Origin of the sequence: Streptomyces sp. NPDC002701 (assembly GCF_042889045.1) — a bacterium.
GTDB lineage: Bacteria > Actinomycetota > Actinomycetes > Streptomycetales > Streptomycetaceae > Streptomyces.
This window is the reverse complement of record NZ_JBIAQL010000005.1, coordinates 199,452-218,290: the sequence shown is the minus strand read 5'-3', so window position 1 is coordinate 218,290 and position 18,839 is coordinate 199,452. Positions and strand designations below refer to the sequence as shown.

The window sequence follows — 18,839 nt, the reverse complement described above, 5'->3', positions numbered from 1 at the left end:
ATCCCTGGGATCTTTCAGGAAAAGGTCCTCTCCAGGCGTCGGCGCGTCCCCCGGAGAGGGCACGGAGTTGTCCACAGAGGTGGATTTCTCCACAGAAGCACGGGCCTCGCTGGTTCATGACCCCGAAGACATGGGAGGCTCTGTTCATTGCGAGCCTGAAGTCGAGGAGAGTGAATCCTTGCGGTCCGACGCCAACATCGCGGGACCGATGACCGATCCGGTCCCCGGTCCCCGAACCGAGTCGATCGGGGACGATGTTTCACGTGAAACACCGCCCCCGATGGACGACACTCCCATCGGTCGTGCTGCCCAACTTGCTGTGGAGGCTCTAGGTCGAGCCGGCGAGGGCCTTCCACGGCCCGAGCAGACCCGCGTCATGGTGGTCGCCAACCAGAAGGGCGGGGTCGGTAAGACCACGACCACGGTCAACCTTGCTGCCTCACTCGCGCTGCACGGCGGCCGTGTCCTCGTGATCGACCTGGATCCCCAGGGCAACGCCTCCACTGCGCTGGGCATCGACCATCACGCCGAGGTCCCTTCGATCTACGACGTGCTGATCGACAGCAGACCACTCTCCGAGGTCGTTCAGCCCGTACCCGATGTCGAGGGTCTCTTCTGTGCGCCGGCCACGATCGATCTCGCCGGTGCGGAGATCGAGCTGGTCTCCCTGGTGGCGCGTGAGAGCCGCCTGGAACGGGCGATCCAGGCGTATGAGCAGCCACTGGACTACATCCTCATCGACTGCCCGCCGTCTCTGGGCCTGCTGACGGTCAACGCGCTCGTCGCGGGCGCCGAGGTCCTCATCCCGATCCAGTGCGAGTACTACGCGCTGGAGGGCCTGGGACAGCTGCTGCGCAACGTCGACCTCGTACGGGGGCACCTCAACCCCAACCTGCACGTGTCGACGATCCTGCTCACCATGTACGACGGCAGGACACGCCTCGCTTCTCAGGTCGCCGAGGAAGTACGCAGCCATTTCGGTGAAGAGGTACTACGGACCAGCATTCCGCGCTCGGTCCGTATCTCCGAGGCCCCCAGCTACGGACAGACGGTGCTGACCTACGACCCGGGGTCGAGCGGCGCCCTCTCGTACCTTGAGGCGGCCCGAGAGATCGCACTGCGCGGAGCCGGCGTGGCCTACGACGCGCAGCATGCCCACATGGGCGTACCCAATGAACAGAGCATGGTGGAGGGGATCCAGTGAGCGAGCGACGGAGGGGGTTGGGCCGTGGTCTCGGCGCACTGATCCCCGCAGCCCCGACAGGGGAGAAGGCAGTGCCGCCGGCGATGGGCGGAGCGTCCACGTCGCCGGGAGCCGTGCCGGTGCTCACCGCGGAGCGCGGGGTGGCGGCGGCCAAGGTCGCCGCCCTTCCGTCGCCGCACGTCTCGCCGGAGACGGAAGAGCCGTCGACCAGCGTGTTCGGCGAGGCTCCGGCGGCGCCCGTGGGAGCCCACTTCGCCGAGCTGCCCATCGACTACATCACGCCGAACCCGCGCCAGCCCCGAGAGGTGTTCGACGACGACGCTCTCGCGGAACTCGTCACCTCCATCAAGGAGGTCGGGCTTCTCCAGCCGATCGTCGTACGGCAGGTGGGCCCGACACGCTACGAGCTCATCATGGGCGAGCGGCGCTGGAGGGCCTGCCGGGAGGCGGGGCTCGACGCCATCCCGGCGATCGTGCGTGCCACGGACGACGAGAAGCTTCTCCTGGACGCCCTCCTGGAGAACCTGCACCGGGCGCAGCTGAACCCGCTGGAAGAGGCTGCCGCCTACGACCAGCTCCTCCAGGACTTCAACTGCACGCACGACCAGCTGGCGGACCGCATCGGCAGGTCGCGCCCTCAGGTCTCCAACACGCTGCGTCTGCTGAAGCTCTCTCCCTCGGTTCAGCGCCGGGTTGCTGCCGGGGTTCTCTCCGCCGGTCACGCGCGGGCGCTGCTCTCGGTCGCGGACTCGGAGGAGCAGGATCACCTCGCTCGCCGCATCGTGGCCGAAGGGCTCTCGGTGCGTGCTGTCGAGGAGATCGTCACGCTGATGGGTTCGCGGCCACAGGCGGCTCCGCGAGCCAAGGGCCCGCGCGCCGGCGGTCGCCTCTCCCCGGCGCTGAGCGACCTTGCGACCCGCCTCTCGGATCGTTTCGAGACCCGGGTGAAGGTCGACCTCGGCCAGAAGAAGGGCAAGATCACCGTCGAGTTCGCCTCGGTGGAGGACCTTGAGCGGATCCTCGGCTCGCTCGCACCGGGTGAGGGACCGGTGCTGCAGAAGAGTCTTCTGGACGAGGACTCCGAAGAAACGGAGTCCTGAGTCTTCGGCGGGCCGGTGGATCCGACCGGCCCGACCAGCGGAGCGGGCCATGTCCGGTGTGTACCGGAACACGGCCCGCTCTTTGCTTTCAGGCGGTATCGAGGGAATCGCTTCGTGGATACGATGCGTCTGAGTAAGGCGCATTCACCTGGCAGCACCTTCTGTGGGGAGGCGGAGGCCATGCGAACGGTGAGCCGCACCGGACTGGTGAGCGCGGGCCTGGGGTTGGGAGCAGTCGGCGGGTTCGTCGGCAGCCTGCTCAGGGAACGGAGCGCTCTGACAGCCGCCCGCGACGCCGCGGGCGAGGGAAGCGAGGAACTGCCTTCATGGGGCGCCGGCTCGTACCGCTCACGCTGGACAACCTTCAGGACCTTCCCGAACGCTGTCGGGCGTGCGTCTTCTGGGAGTTGGACCCAGTCAGCGGCCAGGCAGCGGTAAAAGCAGGTACTCCCGATCTGGAGAAGGAGGCGTGGATCTCCGCCGTCCTGCTGGAGTGGGGATCCTGCGGCCGGGTCGTGTATGTGGACGACGTACCGGTGGGCTTCGTGCTCTACGCACCACCCGCCTACGTGCCGCGGTCGACGGCATTTCCCACGAGCCCGGTCTCGCCCGACGCGATCCAGCTGATGACCGCCTTCATCCTTCCGGAGTTCCAAGGGCAGGGGCTCGGACGCGTGATGGTCCAGACGGTCGCCAAGGACCTCCTGCGACGGGGATTCAAGGCCATCGAGGCGTTCGGCGATGCCCGGTGGAAGGAGCCGGCCTGCGTCCTGCCCGCCGACCATCTGCTGGCCGTGGGCTTCAAGACCGTCCGGCCGCATCCGACGTACCCGCGACTGCGCCTGGAGCTGCGGACGACGCTCTCCTGGAAGGAAGACGTGGAGCTGGCGCTCGACCGGTTGCTGGGAGCCGTACAGAAGGAACCGGTACTGCGTCCGTTGTAGAACTCGTCGTATGTGGAGCTCGCCGTGCCGGCCAGTGGGAATCGTTCGGTCGTCGGCTCGGGCTCATATGCGGATGGGCCAACCCGTTCGGGTTGGCCCATCCGTGTTTCACGTGAAACATCGTCGCTCGCGAGCGACAGTCCGAATTACTCGGCGATGAAGTCCTCGAGGTCGCGGACGATCGCGGCCTTCGGCTTGGCGCCCACGATGGTCTTGGCGACCTCGCCACCCTGGTAGACGTTCAGGGTCGGGATGGACATGACGCCGTACTTGGCGGCCGTACCCGGGTTCTCGTCGATGTTGAGCTTGACGATCTCGATCTTGTCGCCATACTCGGCGGCGATCGCTTCGAGGGACGGAGCGATCTGGCGGCACGGACCGCACCAGGCGGCCCAGAAGTCCACCAGTACGGGCTTGTCGCTCTTGAGGACGTCCTGCTCGAAAGAGTCGTCGGTCACGTGCTTCAGGGTGCCGGCCACGGCGGGCTCCTTAACTGGTTGGTGCGGTGGGGCGGATGGGGGGTCAGACAGTGGTCTTCTCGGGCTCCGCGACCTCGCCGTCCGCAAGGGCGGCGAGGAAGCGCTCGGCGTCGAGAGCGGCGGAGCAGCCGGTGCCGGCCGCGGTGATCGCCTGACGGTAGGTGTGGTCGACGACGTCACCGGCGCCGAAGACGCCCGTCAGGTTCGTCCGGGTCGAGGGTGCCTCGACCTTGAGGTAGCCCTCTTCGTCCAGGTCGAGCTGGCCCTTGAAGAGCTCCGTGCGCGGGTCATGGCCGATCGCGATGAACAGCCCGGTGACGGGCAGCTCGGACGTCTCGCCGGTCTTCAGGTTGCGCAGGGTCAGACCGGACAGCTTCTGGTCGCCCTGGATCTCGGCCACCTCGCTGTCCCAGACGAACTTGATCTTCGGGTCGGCGAAGGCGCGCTCCTGCATCGCCTTGGAGGCGCGCAGGGTGTCGCGCCGGTGGACGATGGTCACGGACTTCGCGAACCGGGAGAGGAAGGTGGCCTCCTCCATGGCGGTGTCGCCGCCGCCGATCACGGCGATGTCCTGGTCCTTGAAGAAGAAGCCGTCACACGTCGCACACCAGGAGACGCCGCGTCCAGAGAGGACGTCCTCCTTGGGCAGCCCCAGCTTGCGGTGCTGCGAGCCGGTGGTGACGATGACAGCCTTCGCCCGGTGCACGGTGCCTGCGGTGTCCGTGACCGTCTTGACCTCACCGCTGAGATCGACTGCGACGATGTCGTCCGGGATCAGCTCCGCACCGAAGCGCTCGGCCTGGGCCCGCATGTTGTCCATGAGCTCGGGGCCCATGACACCGTCCTGGAAGCCGGGGAAGTTCTCCACCTCAGTCGTGTTCATGAGGGCACCACCGGCGGTGACGGCGCCCTCGAACACCAGCGGCTTGAGCGACGCGCGCGCTGTATAGAGCGCCGCCGTATAGCCGGCGGGCCCGGAGCCGATGATGATCACGTTACGAACGTCGCTCACGGCTTGATTCCTCGTCTCTGGGGACTGCTACGTACGACCGGGGGAGCCTCTCTCAGAACCCTCACCCCACCCAACGGATCCTAAGGGGCGCGCATTCCCACTGTGCCCGGGCACACGGAGACGAGTCATCGCACGGGGAGTCAACGGTCGGCGGGGAATGGGCGACGATGGTCCGTGACGTGGCTGTGCGCGCTCAGTCCAGCGGGTAGGAGCGCTCCAGTAGGACCTTGCCGGCGGTGATCGACGGCTTGTCCACACAGGCGGAGTCGACGACGTACGCCGTGACCTGTGTCGGGTCGGTGGCGGCGTGAAGCACCACGAGATATGCCTCCGTGCCCTTGTAGGAGCCCTCCTTGGACGCGAGCGGAGTCGCGTCGCGGCCGATCCCCTGCGTGATGCAGACGGGGACGGAGTCCGTGGGGAGGTTGAGGATGCTCGGGCTCTCCTGGGACCCGGTGCCTTGTGGCTTGGCGCTGCGAGGGCCGCCGTCCTTCTTCTCCGCCTTTGCCAGCAGATCCTCGACCTGGACCTCCAGCTCCTTCCCGGCGAAGGTGGTGGCCGAGTCGGTCTGCTTCGGAGATGCCGCAGGATCGTTGTCCGAGCTGTCGCCCCCGAGTGACTGGAGGAGCACACCACCGAGCCCCAGCGCCGCGGCGGTGAACATGGCGCCCAGGACGACGGTCCTACGACGCCGACGACGGGGGCGGCTCACACGGCCCGGACCGGTGGCTCCGCGGGAATGCCCTGCGGGGCGGTCCGCCGCGGTCGATGTTTCACGTGAAACATGACCGCTTTCCTCGCCCTCTGCGCCCGTGCTCTCGCGTTCGTCGCCGGACCGTGAGGGTGAGGCGCCCGCGGACGACACGGCGTCTGCGCCGGCGGTGGGGGCCGTGGCATCGAGCAGGGCCTCGGCAGCGAGAGCGGCGTCGATGCGTCCCACGACGTCATCGGGCATGCGGAGCGGGCCGGGCAGCGTCCCGAGCATGCCGCGGATCTCTGTCAGCGAGTCGTGGACGTCGGCGCAGAGCGTGCAGTCGTCCAGGTGGCGTCGTACGGCTGCCGACCGGGACGCGGGGAGCAGACCTTCGGTGAGGTCGGAGATCTCCGTGACGTCCGGGTGCCCGGCCGTGTCTGTCGTGGATGTCACGCTCGCCCACCTCCGCCCTTCACAGCAGCTGAATCGCTTGGTCCGTCATGTGGTTCCGCTGCGGGTGGGACGGATGTCCCCTGCGTACGGTTCCTTCCCTCGCTCGACTTCTTGCCCGCTCTGTCGCTCCCGCCGTCCGTGCGCAGATGCTTGAGCAGGGGGAGGAGTCTGGCTCTGCCACGCGCACAACGGCTCTTGACCGTGCCGGTCGGCACGTCGAGCAGACTGGCGGCCTCTGCCACGGGATAACCCTGCATGTCCACGAGGACGAGTGCGGCCCGCTGGTCGACAGGCAGGGTGCCCAGCGCCTCCAGCAGCTCACGGTGCAGATCGTTGCGCTCGGCGGGGGCGGAGGCGGACTCGTGCGGCTCCAGGAGCTGCTCGAGGCGTTCGGTGTCGTCCACCGGAGAGGTCTTCCTGGAGGCCGCCTTGCGCGCTCGGTCCAGGCAGGCGTTCACCGTGATGCGGTGCAGCCAGGTCGTGACGGCCGACTGGCCGCGGAAGGTGTGGGCGGCCCGGTAGGCCGAGACGAGAGCGTCCTGGACGGCGTCAGCGGCTTCCTCGCGGTCGCCCAGTGTCCGCAGCGCCACCGCCCAGAGCCGGTCACGGTGGCGCCGCACGAGCTCACCGAAGGCATCGGGGTCACCGTCGACATGACGGGCGAGGAGGTCCTGATCGGTCGCCTCGCTGTAGGCGCTCTCCGCCATCGAACCCCCTCCCCCTCGGTGACTCTTCAGGCGGTCTCAGCCGGTGAACTTCACGTCGGTGATGCCCTGCTTGTAACCGGCGCCGCTGAACTGGTCGCCGGACGCCCTGGGCACCTCGGTGATCCAGACCAGAACGTACCGGGTCTTGACCGTCTTCTTGGCGGAGATCTTCAAGTCCGTGGACGTGGTCGTGCCCGACGCGATCTTCGTCATCGAACTGAGGGGGGCGGCAGACGACAGCGAGTCGGCCGCGTACAGCGAGGCCGTCGTGTGGTCGCCCGCGTAGTACAGCCCTATCGAGGCCGTCGACACCTCCTGTTCGGAGCCGAGGTCGTAGACGATCCCCACACCTGCCTTGAAGGGCGCCAGCGTGGGACCACCCCGGTAGGAGTACGTCCTCCAGTACGTGGAGCTGTCCTTGTCGTACGTCAGATCCGCGTCGTTGGCGTGCTGGGGCTTGCCGTCCGGGTAGTACTCCGCGGCGTCCTGGATCGTCAGCGGCTTCAAGGGCCTGGCCTCGATGCCGCTTTTGTCGTTCTCGTCCGTCGTCCGGGTGTTGCCCGTCCCGTCGGACTTCTCGTGATCCATGAGCGCGTCCGCGAGCTGCCAGCTGCCGAGGCCCAGTGCGGCGATCAGCAGCGCGGACACCGCCCACTTGAGGGCTTTGCCGGTGCGGGTCTGCAGCGGAGGCAGCGGCGCCGACAGTGACTGGGTGGAGCCCGGGTGCGGGGCGGGGCGGCCGTAGCTGCCCTGTTGGTACGTCGTGTGCTGGTACTCCGGCGGCGCCGTGAAGGTGGGCTCGGGCGGCCGGATGCGCGGCATCTCGCCGATGGCCTTCACCAGTTCCTCCGGCGTGGTGCACGGAGGTTCCTGGCGGGACGCGGTCGCGCCCTCGTTGGAGAGCGCGCGCATCGCGAGTTCCGACAGGCCGCGGTGCACGCCGGCCCGTACCTGGTCGGGCGCGATGAGGCCGACGTCCTTGGGCAGGCCGGAGAGGCCGTACGCGTCGTCCTCGTACGGCCAGCGCTGGGTGAGCGAGGCGTACAGGAGCGCGCCGATCGCTTCCGTGTCCGTGCGCTGCGGGGTGTCCGAGGAGATGCCTCGCAGGGCGGCGTTCACGGCGAGGCCCCGGATGCGCCACTGTCCGGACGAGGTGCGCAGCACGGCGCCCGGGGTCAGCTTCAGATGAGCCAGCCCTTCGCGGTGTGCGGCGGCCATCGCCTGGGAGACCTGGCTGACCATCTGGTACGCCTCGTGCACCTCCAGCGGTCCGGCAGCCAGGAGCGTCGTCAACTCCGTGGCGTCCGGCAGCCATTCGTGCACCACATAGACGAGGTCGTTCTCCTCGACCGCGTCCAGGACCTGGACGAACCGGGGATCGCCCAGCAGGGCGGACGAACGGGCCGCCGCCAGGACGGAGCGCGCTCGTGGATGGTCGGCGGGCAACAGGTGCACACCGACGGCGCGGCGGAGCTTCTCGTCCACCGCACGCCAACTGCTGAATCCGTCCAGACGGGTGACACACTCCTCCAGGCGGTAGCGTCTGGCGAGTTTGTGCCCACTGTGCAACTCAGGGGGTGACGTCCTGCCGGGGCTCTCGTTCCCCCCGCTCCCCTGCGCCTCTGCACTCTCCGAGCTGTCCGTGTCCCGCTCCCGGTTCTGGGCCACCCCGTCGGCCGTGGACTGGTCCGCCTTCGCGGTCAGCGGCTCATCGCCGCTGCTGTCCGCCACGTCGACGGCAGCCGTGCTCCGTTCCGCCACCGTCGCTCCTGCCTCCCCATCCGTTGCACGTCGTCCGACGCCCAAGCCAATTGTGCCCACAGTCCGTCCCTCTGCACGACACGCGGTCGCGAACGATGGTTGTGCGCCTACCCCGCTCTCAACGCCCAAGGCGCCCGCGGACCATGCCGACCATGCCGTTCAGTTCCTCGATGCGCATCCGCCGCGCCGCGACGAAGAAGACGCCGAGCAGTACGACGCCACCGCCGAGCAGGGCCGCGAACGAGCCGCCGACACCCTGTCCCAGCGTCTTGCTGATTCCGTAGCAGGCCGCGCCGCTGAGCAGCGCGGCCGGTACCGCCGCGATCGCGAGCCGCGCGTAGGTGCGCAGGACGCGGCCGCCGTCCAGGTCGCCGCCCAGCCGTCTGCTCAGCCGGCTCCAGGCGACTCCGACACCGATCGCGTAGGCGAGACCGTACGAGGCGGCCATGCCCGCGACCGCCCAGCGCGCGGGAAGCAGGAAGAAACAGAGCGCGGAGGCACTGGCGTTGACGACCGCCACGATGACCGTGTTGTAGAAGGGGGTGCGGGTGTCCTCGTACGCGTAGAAGGCGCGAAGCACGACGTACTGCACGGAGTACGGGATCAGGCCGAGGCCGAAGGCCATCAGCATGTAGCCCATGTTCGTCGCCTCGCCGGTTCCGGAGGCACCGAACATCAGCGTGCACATCGGGACGCCGAGAGCCACGAAGCCGAAGGAGATCGGCACGATCGCCACGGCCGTGGTGCGCAGGCCCTGGGAGATGTCGTCGCGGACGGCTCCGCTGTCGCCCTCGTGGGCGGAGCGCGCGAGCCGCGGCAGCAGGGCGGCCATCAGCGAGACCGTGATGATGGCCTGTGGAAGGCCCCAGATGAGCTGCGCGTTGGCGTAGGCGGCAAAGCCCGTGCCGTCGACCGGGGAAGCGTCACCGGCCGCGGTGGACAGCTGGGTCACGACGATCGCGCCCGCCTGGTTGGCGAGGACGAAGAGCACCGTCCACTTGGCGAGCATCGCCGCCTTGCCGAGTCCGTGGCCCTTCCAGTCGAAGCGCAGCCGCAGCCGGAAGCCGGTCTCCCGCAGGTACGGGATCATCGCGAGCGCCTGGACGACGAGTCCGAGCAGGACACCGGCGCCGAGCAGCCGTTCGCCCTCCGGCGGGATGGTCGAAACCTTCATCTCGGAGCTGGCCGCGGTGCCGTACACCCAGATGAAGAGGCCGAGCGTCACGATGATGACGATGTTGTTGAGGACCGGGGTCCACATCATCGCGCCGAACTTCCCGCGCGCGTTGAGGATCTGGCCCATCACCACGTGGATGCCCATGAAGAAGATCGTGGGCAGGAAGTAGCGGGCGAAGGTGACGGCGACGTCGTTGGCCGCCGCGTCGTCCGCGACCCGCGTCGACAGCGCCTGGACCAGGAGGGGCGCGGCGAGCACCGCGAGTGCGGTGAGCAGGCCGAGGACCACGACGACGAGGGTCAGCAGCCGGTTGGCGTACGCCTCGCCGCCGTCCTCGTCGTCCTTCATGGCACGCACCAGCTGCGGTACGAAGACGGAGTTGAGGCCGCCGCCGACGGTCAGGATGTAGATCATCGTCGGCAGCTGGTACGCCACCTGGAAGGTGTCGCCGAGCAGACCGACGCCCAGCGCCGCGACGATGAGCGCCGAGCGGATGAAGCCGGTGAGGCGGGACACCATGGTCCCGGCCGCCATCACCGCACTCGACTTCAGCAGCCCGGAGGCGCGGCCGCCGGACTTCTTCGCCGGAGCGGGAGCAGGCGCGGGCGCCGACGGAGCCGCGGCGGCCGGAGCAGGTTCCGCCGCCGGGGGAGGCACGACGGGCGGTCCGGCCGGAGGATGGACACCACCCTGCTGCTGGTCCCGGAAGAGGTGAGCGAACGCGTCCGGCTCGTGGCGCTGCTCGCCGGCCTGGGTCACCAGGTCGTCCACCCCGACGAACTGCGTCGTACGGGGATCGTCCCCGTACGGCAGGTACTGCGTGGGGGCCTCCGGCTCGGGCGCCGGGGTCTGTGCCCACACGCGGGGGTCGGGGGCGTACGGGGACTGGGGCGGCTGGGCGTAGAGCGGCTGCTGCGGCGGGTACGTGCCGGGCGGCGGCGGGGGATGCGCGGCACGGTCGTAGAGGGCCTCGGTGACGGGGTCCTGGGCGGACAGATCCTGCGCCCGGTAGGGATCCTGGGCGTAGGCGTCCTGGAAGTACACCTCGGCCGCAGGCTGCTGAGGCACCTCGCCGGGGTGCGGCGGGCCCTGCGGCGGGTCGTCGGGGTGGCCGGAGCCCCCCGCGCCCTGACCGCGGTCACCGTCGTACGGCGCGTTCATGGTTACCCCACCTCATCGTCCCCGGGCCCACCGGCCACGACATCGCTCAACGGTCCACTCTCTCACCCGTGCCGGACGGGTCGGTGATTTCCCGTGCGGTGTCCGGTGAAGGGTCACTCGGGTGCTCCGGGTCGTAGGCACCCGGCCCGGTGGTGGACGCCTTCTCGCGACCGCCCTCGGTACCGTCGGTGCCGGCACCGACGGCGACGGGGGTCGCGGTGTGCTCCGCTCCGTCGCCCGCGGGGACGTTCTCCGTCTCCTGCGCGGCCCGGCGGGCGGCCTCCCGCTTGCGCTGCGTGTACATCCGGAATCCGGCGAGCACGAGCAGCAGGACACCGCCGGCGATGACCAGCATCACCGTTGCCGTGATCTCGGTGACCCGCACGTCGAAGGTGACCGAGGGCCCGTACGGCCGGCCGTCCTGCGTGTAGAGCTGGGCGATCACCCCGGCCCGGCCGTTGGCGTGGGCGTTGGTGGTGAACTTCACCGACTGGCTGTGCCCGCCGGAGACGGCGACCGGGTGTTCCTGGAAGGCACCGTCACCGATGCTGAGCCGGCTCGGCTGGGTCGACGTCAGCCGCAGGACCAGGTGATCGACGCCCTGGACGAGGTTGTTCTGCACGGTGACCGGGATGGTGGCGCTGCGCCCGGAGAGCTTCGCCTCGGACTTGTCGATCAGTCCGACGCCCTCGGTGAGCCTCTTGAGGTACTGCTCCACGCCGTCGCGGTATGCCGCCGCCTCGACGGTCCGGCCCCGCCAGGAGGTGGACATCGACCGGTCCATGGCCCGGCCGAAGGGCGTGACCACACGGGACTTGTCCGAAAGGATCACCTGGAAGCTGTCGAGCTTCTTCTGCGTGCGCTCGATCTGCACGAAGGCATCCTCCGACAGCTCCCGATCGCGCAGCGAGCCGGGGTACGAGGACGCCGGCGGAACCCGGGTGGTGGCGCCGGAGTCCGGCTCGGTCCTGGTGGCCGCGGACAGATCGGCGGACTGCGACCAGTTCCCGTCCTGCAGCGCTGTCAGTGCCTGCGCCATCGTCTGGGCCTGGCTGGCGGTCGGCATGCGCTGCGGGGCGATCACGACGCTGCGCTGCTTGTCCGGGGCCTGGCGGGTGAGCATGAGGCTCTGGGCGAGGAACCGCTGCACGGCCAGCGTGGAGTTGCCCGCCACCGTCATGTCGCCCTGGAACGCCGTCGACAGACGGGCGTCCGCGACCACCGCGGTGATGCCGCCGCCGATGGGCCGCGCCGCCGAGGGCGTGTACGGGAGAGCACCGGTCTCCTTCAGGCTGTCGCTGCGGGAGAGGACGGTGTCGGCGCCGGCCGAGGTCGCGACCTTGACGATCGACGGGTCGATCGCGCCGTTCACGGGCCAGGCGTATTCCGTGCTGGGGGTGACGTGGAGGATGGACTCCACGGTCGTCCCGGCGACGGTGGTGGCGTCCTTGAGGTGGCTCAGCGATCCGGTCACGGCCGTGCCGCTGTGCGCCAGCGACGCCAGATCCGGGTCGGCGAAGGGGAGGGCGACGACTTCCTCGTCCTCGACCGCCTTCTCCAGTTCGCCGAGCCACTGCTTGGCCACCGCCTGGTGCGTGCCGGCCCTGGTCGTCGTGCTGGAGCCGTTCACCTGGACCCGGTAGCTGCGGGTCATCGCGTCGACGGAGGCCAGCAGGTCCGGGTCGATGACCCAGGTGATGTCGAGGTCCTTGCCGAGGCTGAGGAGCCGCTCCAGGCGACCGCCGGGGGAGAGCTCGGCGGCCAGGACGTCGTCGTCGGCGAAGACGGGCGTCTGCTGCTCGTTCGAACCCGTCTCGGCGGTCATGTGCGAGGTCGAGATCAGCGGCCAGAGGTACGTCGTCCGGCTCTTCGTGTCCGCGTCCTCCGGCTGCCACGGCAGGAAGCTCCGTTCGATGCCGAGGATCTGGTCGTACGGTGCGGTGGCGGTCCGGCCGGTGAGCGTGACACCGAGCTGGTAGACGCCGTCGGAGCCGAGATCCAGCCGGTCGACGGGCACGGAGATGCTGAAGGTCTGTGGGACGCCCGGCGCCAGCCTCGTGAACTTCGCCACGTACTTTCCGCCGACCTCCGTGCCCGCGTAGGGGTTGCTCCTCGGGGCGTCGTCGATCGCCGAGCGGCCGTTCAGCGTCGGGCCCACCCGCAGACCGACGTGCGCGCCGGTGACGGCCTGCTTGCCACGGTTGACGATCCGGCCCGAGACGGTGAGCGTGTCGTCCTCGGAGGGCACGCTGGGGCTGAGGAAGTCGAGGGACACGTCGACCGTGCGGGAACCGGTGACCTCGGCCGCGAGGCCGCGTTCCGAGGCGTACGAGGACCCGGACGTGGGTAGCTGGAATGCACCGGCGAGCAGAGGCACCCCGGCGAGCAGTGCTCCCGTGCGCCGCAGCCACCGGCGGGCAGGTGAGGGACTGGTCCCCTGGAAGTCTGCCGCCTCGGCCACGCGCTCGCCCGTCCCTCGTCGTCGTCAGTGGTCGTCGGAATGTGCGTCCACGCATGGTAACGATGTGCGCCGAGGGTAAGTGCCGCGGTCCGCTCCACAAGATCGGGAGAAGCTTCCGCGCTGCCCCTCTATGTGAGCGTATCTACGGCGGTGTCCCCACACGGAACAGGGGCGGCGCCTGTGCACGTTTAATGAAGGCGCCGCCGGGCGTGGGGGCCACGTACCCTTTTCTGTTGTGTCGAAAGCCAACGAAGACAGTCCCAGTGAGCTGAACCAGGTGCAGAGCCGCGCGGTGAGCGAGCTGCTGCGGGTGTCCCCCGTCGCCGATGAACTCGCCCGTCGTTTCCAGGAGGCCGGGTTCTCTCTCGCCCTCGTCGGCGGCTCGGTACGGGACGCCCTTCTCGGCCGGCTCGGTAACGACCTGGACTTCACGACGGACGCCCGTCCCGAGGACGTACTGAGGATCATGCGGCCGTGGGCGGACGCCCTGTGGGAGGTCGGGATCGCCTTCGGCACGGTCGGAGCGCAGAAGGAGGCCCGCGTCGGGGACGTCGACCAGAGCTTCCAGATCGAGGTGACGACGTACCGCTCGGAGGCGTACGACCGGACCTCGCGCAAGCCCGAGGTGTCCTACGGCGACCGCATCGAGGACGACCTGGTGCGCCGTGACTTCACGGTGAACGCGATGGCCGTGGCGCTCCCCGAGAAGGAGTTCATCGACCCGCACGGCGGACTCGACGACCTCGCCGCCCGAGTGCTGCGGACGCCCGGCACTCCCGAGTCGTCCTTCTCCGACGACCCGCTGCGGATGATGCGTGCCGCGCGCTTCGGGGCGCAGCTCGACTTCGAGGTGGCGCCGGGCGTCGTCGCGGCGATGAAGGCGATGGCCGACCGGATCGAGATCGTCTCGGCCGAGCGGGTGCGCGACGAGCTCAACAAACTGATCCTCTCCGCGCACCCGCGCAAGGGTCTGACACTGCTCGTCGACACCGGGCTCGCCGAGCGCGTGCTGCCCGAGCTGCCGGCCCTGCGGCTGGAGCGGGACGAGCACCACCGGCACAAGGATGTCTACGACCACACGCTGATCGTCCTGGAGCAGGCGATGGCGCTGGAGGAGGACGGTCCGGATCTCGTCCTGCGCCTGGCAGCGCTGCTGCACGACATCGGCAAGCCGCGGACACGTCGCTTCGAGGAGGACGGGCGCGTCTCCTTCCACCACCACGAGGTGGTGGGAGCCAAGATGACGAAGAAGCGGATGACCGCGCTCAAGTACTCCAACGAGCTGGTGAAGGACGTCTCGCGCCTGGTCGAGCTGCATCTGCGCTTCCACGGCTACGGCACGGGCGAGTGGACGGACTCGGCGGTCCGCCGCTATGTCCGTGACGCGGGCCCGCTCCTCGACCGTCTCCACAAGCTGACCCGCTCCGACTGCACGACACGGAACAAGCGCAAGGCCACCGCTCTCTCCCGCGCCTACGACGGCCTGGAGGAGCGTGTCGCCCAGCTTCAGGAACAGGAGGAGCTGGACGCGATCCGGCCCGACCTCGACGGCAACCAGATCATGGAGGTCCTGGGCATCGGACCGGGGCCGGCCATCGGCCAGGCTTACAAGTTCCTGCTGGAGCTCCGTCTGGAGGAGGGACCGATGGAGTACGACACGGCCGTGGCGGCGCTCAAGGAGTGGTGGGCGGAGCAGAACTGAGAATGCGGCCGGTCATGTTTCACGTGAAACATGACCGGCTACAGGAGCGGGATACGCCGAGGGCCGTTGTTTCACGTGAAACAACGGCCCTCGGCGTATGCGCGAGCTCCTACTTGGAGGAGTACTCCGACAGGCAGAGGGTGAAGTCGCTGCCGCCACCCGTCTCCGTGTACTCGGCGTACTTGGTGCGGTCGCAGCCCGAGTCGTTGCTCTTCTTCTGCTCGACCTTGTACGCGGCCTTGGAGTTGCCGCAGTCCACGACCTCGAGCTCCGGGTCGGTGGTGCTGTTCGGGTTGCCGATGCTCATGCAGTCGCCGACCTTGGCGCTCTGCGCGTCGTCACGGCTTGCCAGCCAGCCACCGACGGCGACTATGAGCACGACGACGGGGATCGCGAACCGCAGGTACTTCTTGAGGTTGCGCTTCGGCGGCTCGGGCGGGACCGGGGCGTACGGAGCGTTCGGCTGCTGCGGGTAGCCCTGAGGAGGCTGCTGTCCGTAGGGGTTCCCCTGGAGCGGCTGACCCTGGGGCTGGCCCTGGGGCGGCTGGCCCTGAGCGAACGGATTCTGGCCCTGGGGCGGCGGAGTGGTCACTTTGGGGGTCCCCCTCGAACGTAGGAGCGCGTGGCGCGAAATAAGACCCACGTAAGCTACCGGGCTCCACTGACAACTCCGTAACCCGGAGGGTCTCTGTGGCATTGATGTGACACTTACTGAAGCTTAAATCTGGCCATAGTGGCAGCAACTGCCCCGTAGATAACGGCCACCGTGACCACGAGCGCCACGGAACGGCCGTCCGGAGGCAGCATCAGGGCGGCCACCGCCGCCGCACCGACGAAGGCGACGTTGAACAGCACGTCGTAGACGGCGAAGATTCGGCCACGGAAGCCGTCGTCCACGGACGACTGGACCACGGTGTCCGTGGCGATCTTCGCGCCCTGTGTGGTGAGGCCGAGGACGAAGGCCGCGATCAGCATGGGGACCTCGGCGAACGAGAGACCCAGGGCCGGTTCCAGCACAGCGGCGGACGCGGCGCAGGCGATGATCCAACCCCCAGGACCCAGCCGGCTCGCGCCGGCCGGGGTCAGGACCGCGGCGACGAAGAAGCCCGCCCCGGAGATGCCCACGGCCAGACCAAGAAGGGCGAGCCCGTCGTCGTCGGGGCCGGACGACCAGGCGTACCGGCAGAGCATCAGCACCATGACCGTCAGCGCGCCGTAGCAGAACCGCATCAGGGTCATCGCGGCCAGCGCCCAGGCGGCCTCCCGGCGTGCGGGCTGCGCCAGATGGCGGACGCCGGCCGCCAGGCCGCGTGCGGTCCCGGCCAGTGCCGTGCTCAGTCGTGGCTGCACCTGCTGCCGGTCGGGACCCAGCAGGTCCGGGGCCAGCCGCAGGGAGGCGAACGCGGAGCACACGTACAGGGCCGCTCCCACAAGGACGACCGCCGCGTCGGAGTCGGAGCCGACGAGGCGTACGACGAAGGCGAGGCCGCCGCCGAGGGTCGCGGCGAGCGTGCCGGCCGTGGGTGACAGGGAGTTCGCCATCACCAGGCGCTCGGAGTCGACGACCCGGGGCAGGGCGGCCGACAGCCCCGCCAGCACGAACCGGTTGACGGCGGTCACACACAGAGCGGACGCGTAGAAGAGCTGGTCAGGGACGCCGCTCAGCATCAGGACGGCCGTCAGGCACGCGAGGAGCGCCCGCAGCAGGTTGCCGTACAGGAAGACCTGGCGGCGTCTCCAGCGGTCGAGGAGGACGCCCGCGAAAGGACCGACGAGCGAGTACGGGAGAAGCAGGACCGCCATGGCGGAGGCGATCGCGGCCGCCGATGTCTGCTTCTCCGGCGAGAAGACGACATAGGTGGCCAGCGCGATCTGGTAGACCCCGTCGGCGCCCTGGGACAGCAGCCGGACGGCGAGCAGCCGCCGGAAGTTCTGGAAGCGCAGGAGTACGCGCAGGTCACCCACGACAGCCATGGGTCACAGCCTGGCACAGGGAGAGGGCCCCCGGAGCAGTGCCCCTGGGACCCTCGTCCGCCGTGCGCGGGACGGGTCCTAGCGCTCGACCTCGCCCTTGATGAACTTCTCGACGTTGGCGTACGCCTCGTCGTCGAAGTACTGGACCGGCGGGGACTTCATGAAGTAGCTCGACGCGGAGAGGATCGGACCGCCGATGCCGCGGTCCTTGGCGATCTTCGCGGCACGCAGGGCGTCGATGATGACACCCGCGGAGTTCGGGGAGTCCCAGACCTCCAGCTTGTACTCCAGGTTCAGCGGGACGTCACCGAAGGCACGGCCCTCGAGGCGGACGTACGCCCACTTGCGGTCGTCGAGCCAGGCCACGTAGTCCGAGGGACCGATGTGGACGTTCTTCGCGCCCATGTCACGGTCGGGGATCTGCGAGGTGACGGCCTGCGTCTTCGAGATCTTCTTGGACTCGAGGCGGTCGCGCTCCAGCATGTTCTTGAAGTCCATGTTGCCGCCGACGTTGAGCTGCATGGTGCGCTCGAGACGGACACCGCGGTCCTCGAACAGCTTCGCCATCACGCGGTGCGTGATGGTGGCGCCGACCTGCGACTTGATGTCGTCGCCGACGATCGGGACGCCCGCCTCGGTGAACTTGTCCGCCCACTCCTTGGTGCCGGCGATGAAGACCGGCAGAGCGTTGACGAAGGCGACCTTGGCGTCGATGGCGCACTGGGCGTAGAACTTCGCCGCGTCCTCGGATCCGACGGGCAGGTAGCAGACGAGGACGTCGACCTGCTGGTCCTTGAGGACCTTGACGACGTCGACCGGGGCCTCGTCGGACTCCTCGATGGTCTCGCGGTAGTACTTGCCGAGCCCGTCATGGGTATGGCCGCGCTGGACCGTGACGCCCTTGTTCGGGACGTCGCAGATCTTGATGGTGTTGTTCTCGCTGGCGCCGATGGCGTCCGAGAGGTCGAGGCCGACCTTCTTCGCGTCGACGTCGAAGGCGGCGACGAACTCGACGTCGCCCACGTGGTACTCGCCGAACTGGACATGCATCAGGCCCGGCACCTTGGACGCCGGATCGGCGTCCTTGTAGTACTCGACGCCCTGAACCAGCGAGGCGGCGCAGTTGCCCACGCCGACGATGGCTACGCGAACCGAACCCATTCCGGTTGCTCCCTGTGTGTACTCGGTGAAGCCCTGAGCGGACTTCACGTGGCAGTGTCGTCGGACGGATCCGGCCCGGGGGTGTCCCCGGGCCGGGGCAGGCCGCCCGACTCCCCAGATGTGTTGTCCTGCTGAGCGGAGCCGTCGGGGTCGGGACGCCGCTGGTCCCGCCCCGCCCGCTCGCTCTCGATGAGCTCGTTCAGCCAGCGCACTTCGCGCTCCACGGACTCCATTCCGTGGCGCTGGAGCTCAAGCGTGTAGTCGTCGAGGCGCTCCCGGGTGCGCGCCAGTGAGGCGCGCATCTTCTCCAGTCGCTCCTCGAGCCGGCTGCGGCGGCCTTCGAGGACCCGCATCCGTACATCCCGTGACGTCTGGCCGAAGAACGCGAAACGAGCGGCGAAATGCTCGTCCTCGTACGCGTCGGGGCCCGTCTGCGAGAGCAGGTCCTCGAAATGCTCCTTGCCCTCCGCCGTCAACCTGTAGACGATCTTGGCGCGGCGCCCTGACAGGGGCGTCGCGAGTGCGTCCTCGGGGGTGTTCCCCGGCTCCTCGATCAACCAGCCGTTGGTGACCAGCGTCTTGAGGCAGGGGTAGAGCGTCCCGTAGCTGAACGCACGGAACACACCCAGTGACGTATTGAGGCGTTTGCGCAGCTCATAGCCGTGCATCGGGGACTCGCGGAGAAGGCCGAGGACGGCGAACTCGAGGATTCCGGAACGCCGGCTCATCGTCGCCTCCTCTCTGCCGCGGTCCTGCCGTGACGGTCTTTATGCCGTGCTGATGTATCGACTCGATACATCAGCACGATAGATCGCTCCGCTGCCTGCGACAAGAGGGGGCACGGTGAAC

At 68.8% G+C, this 18,839-nt stretch carries 15 protein-coding genes; 4 read left to right on the top strand and 11 right to left on the bottom strand.

Annotation, left to right across the window (positions count from 1 at the left end; genetic code table 11):
• The first annotated feature begins 130 nt into the window (after window positions 1-130).
• From ACFYXC_RS16760 to ACFYXC_RS16750, 3 genes are all read left to right on the top strand, one after another.
• Window positions 131-1,204 (top strand): AAA family ATPase, encoded by a 1,074-nt coding sequence (locus ACFYXC_RS16760; protein ID WP_389552039.1) that lies wholly within the window; start codon window positions 131-133, stop codon window positions 1,202-1,204.
• The gene (locus tag ACFYXC_RS16755) at window positions 1,201-2,304 is read left to right on the top strand and encodes a ParB/RepB/Spo0J family partition protein (protein ID WP_388923243.1); all 1,104 of its coding nucleotides are present in this window, start codon (window positions 1,201-1,203) and stop codon (window positions 2,302-2,304) included. Before ACFYXC_RS16760 ends, ACFYXC_RS16755 begins: the two co-directional genes overlap by 4 nt.
• Before the next feature lie 326 nt (window positions 2,305-2,630).
• The gene (locus tag ACFYXC_RS16750; protein WP_388923240.1) at window positions 2,631-3,248 is read left to right on the top strand and encodes a GNAT family N-acetyltransferase; all 618 of its coding nucleotides are present in this window, start codon (window positions 2,631-2,633) and stop codon (window positions 3,246-3,248) included.
• A gap of 146 nt (window positions 3,249-3,394) precedes the next feature.
• Here the strand turns inward: ACFYXC_RS16750 and trxA are convergent, their stop codons facing one another.
• The 7 genes from trxA to ACFYXC_RS16715 form a co-directional block, all read right to left on the bottom strand.
• On the bottom strand, window positions 3,395-3,727 hold the full coding sequence (gene trxA, locus ACFYXC_RS16745; RefSeq protein ID WP_190203100.1) for a thioredoxin: 333 nt from the start codon (window positions 3,725-3,727) through the stop codon (window positions 3,395-3,397).
• A 43-nt stretch (window positions 3,728-3,770) separates the two neighbouring features.
• Window positions 3,771-4,739, bottom strand: a complete 969-nt coding sequence (trxB, locus tag ACFYXC_RS16740; RefSeq protein ID WP_389552034.1) for a thioredoxin-disulfide reductase — start codon at window positions 4,737-4,739, stop codon at window positions 3,771-3,773.
• Between the two features lie 193 nt (window positions 4,740-4,932).
• Entirely contained in the window at window positions 4,933-5,886 is a 954-nt protein-coding gene (locus ACFYXC_RS16735) for a hypothetical protein (protein ID WP_389552031.1), read from the bottom strand.
• Window positions 5,883-6,593 carry an RNA polymerase sigma factor SigM gene (gene sigM / locus ACFYXC_RS16730; protein ID WP_388923231.1) on the bottom strand — a complete coding sequence of 237 codons (711 nt, stop codon included), beginning with the start codon at window positions 6,591-6,593 and terminating at the stop codon, window positions 5,883-5,885. The genes ACFYXC_RS16735 and sigM overlap by 4 nt, the downstream gene beginning before the upstream one ends.
• Window positions 6,594-6,629: 36 nt before the next feature.
• Window positions 6,630-8,354 carry a protein kinase family protein gene (locus ACFYXC_RS16725; protein ID WP_389552028.1) on the bottom strand — a complete coding sequence of 575 codons (1,725 nt, stop codon included), beginning with the start codon at window positions 8,352-8,354 and terminating at the stop codon, window positions 6,630-6,632.
• 118 nt (window positions 8,355-8,472) lie between these two features.
• Window positions 8,473-10,692, bottom strand: coding sequence for a murein biosynthesis integral membrane protein MurJ (gene murJ / locus ACFYXC_RS16720; protein WP_389552025.1), 2,220 nt, complete (start codon window positions 10,690-10,692; stop codon window positions 8,473-8,475).
• 46 nt (window positions 10,693-10,738) lie between these two features.
• Complete coding sequence (locus tag ACFYXC_RS16715; protein ID WP_389552022.1) at window positions 10,739-13,153, bottom strand: DUF6049 family protein; 2,415 nt, start codon at window positions 13,151-13,153, stop codon at window positions 10,739-10,741.
• Between the two features lie 235 nt (window positions 13,154-13,388).
• On the opposite strand from ACFYXC_RS16715, the gene ACFYXC_RS16710 reads away from it, so the two are divergent.
• Window positions 13,389-14,855: a CCA tRNA nucleotidyltransferase gene (locus tag ACFYXC_RS16710; protein WP_389552019.1), complete on the top strand. Its 1,467-nt coding sequence runs from the start codon at window positions 13,389-13,391 to the stop codon at window positions 14,853-14,855.
• 109 nt (window positions 14,856-14,964) lie between these two features.
• On the opposite strand, the gene ACFYXC_RS16705 is transcribed toward ACFYXC_RS16710, so the two are convergent.
• The 4 genes from ACFYXC_RS16705 to ACFYXC_RS16690 form a co-directional block, all read right to left on the bottom strand.
• Window positions 14,965-15,447, bottom strand: a complete 483-nt coding sequence (locus ACFYXC_RS16705) for a hypothetical protein (protein ID WP_388923215.1) — start codon at window positions 15,445-15,447, stop codon at window positions 14,965-14,967.
• Window positions 15,448-15,563: 116 nt separating this feature from the next.
• On the bottom strand, window positions 15,564-16,829 hold the full coding sequence (locus ACFYXC_RS16700; protein WP_388923212.1) for an MFS transporter: 1,266 nt from the start codon (window positions 16,827-16,829) through the stop codon (window positions 15,564-15,566).
• 78 nt (window positions 16,830-16,907) lie between these two features.
• A complete protein-coding gene (locus ACFYXC_RS16695) occupies window positions 16,908-17,990 on the bottom strand; it encodes an inositol-3-phosphate synthase (RefSeq protein ID WP_388923209.1) in 1,083 nt (360 codons plus the stop codon).
• 44 nt (window positions 17,991-18,034) lie between these two features.
• The gene (locus ACFYXC_RS16690) at window positions 18,035-18,718 is read right to left on the bottom strand and encodes a helix-turn-helix transcriptional regulator (protein WP_389552016.1); all 684 of its coding nucleotides are present in this window, start codon (window positions 18,716-18,718) and stop codon (window positions 18,035-18,037) included.
• Window positions 18,719-18,839 lie beyond the last annotated feature (121 nt).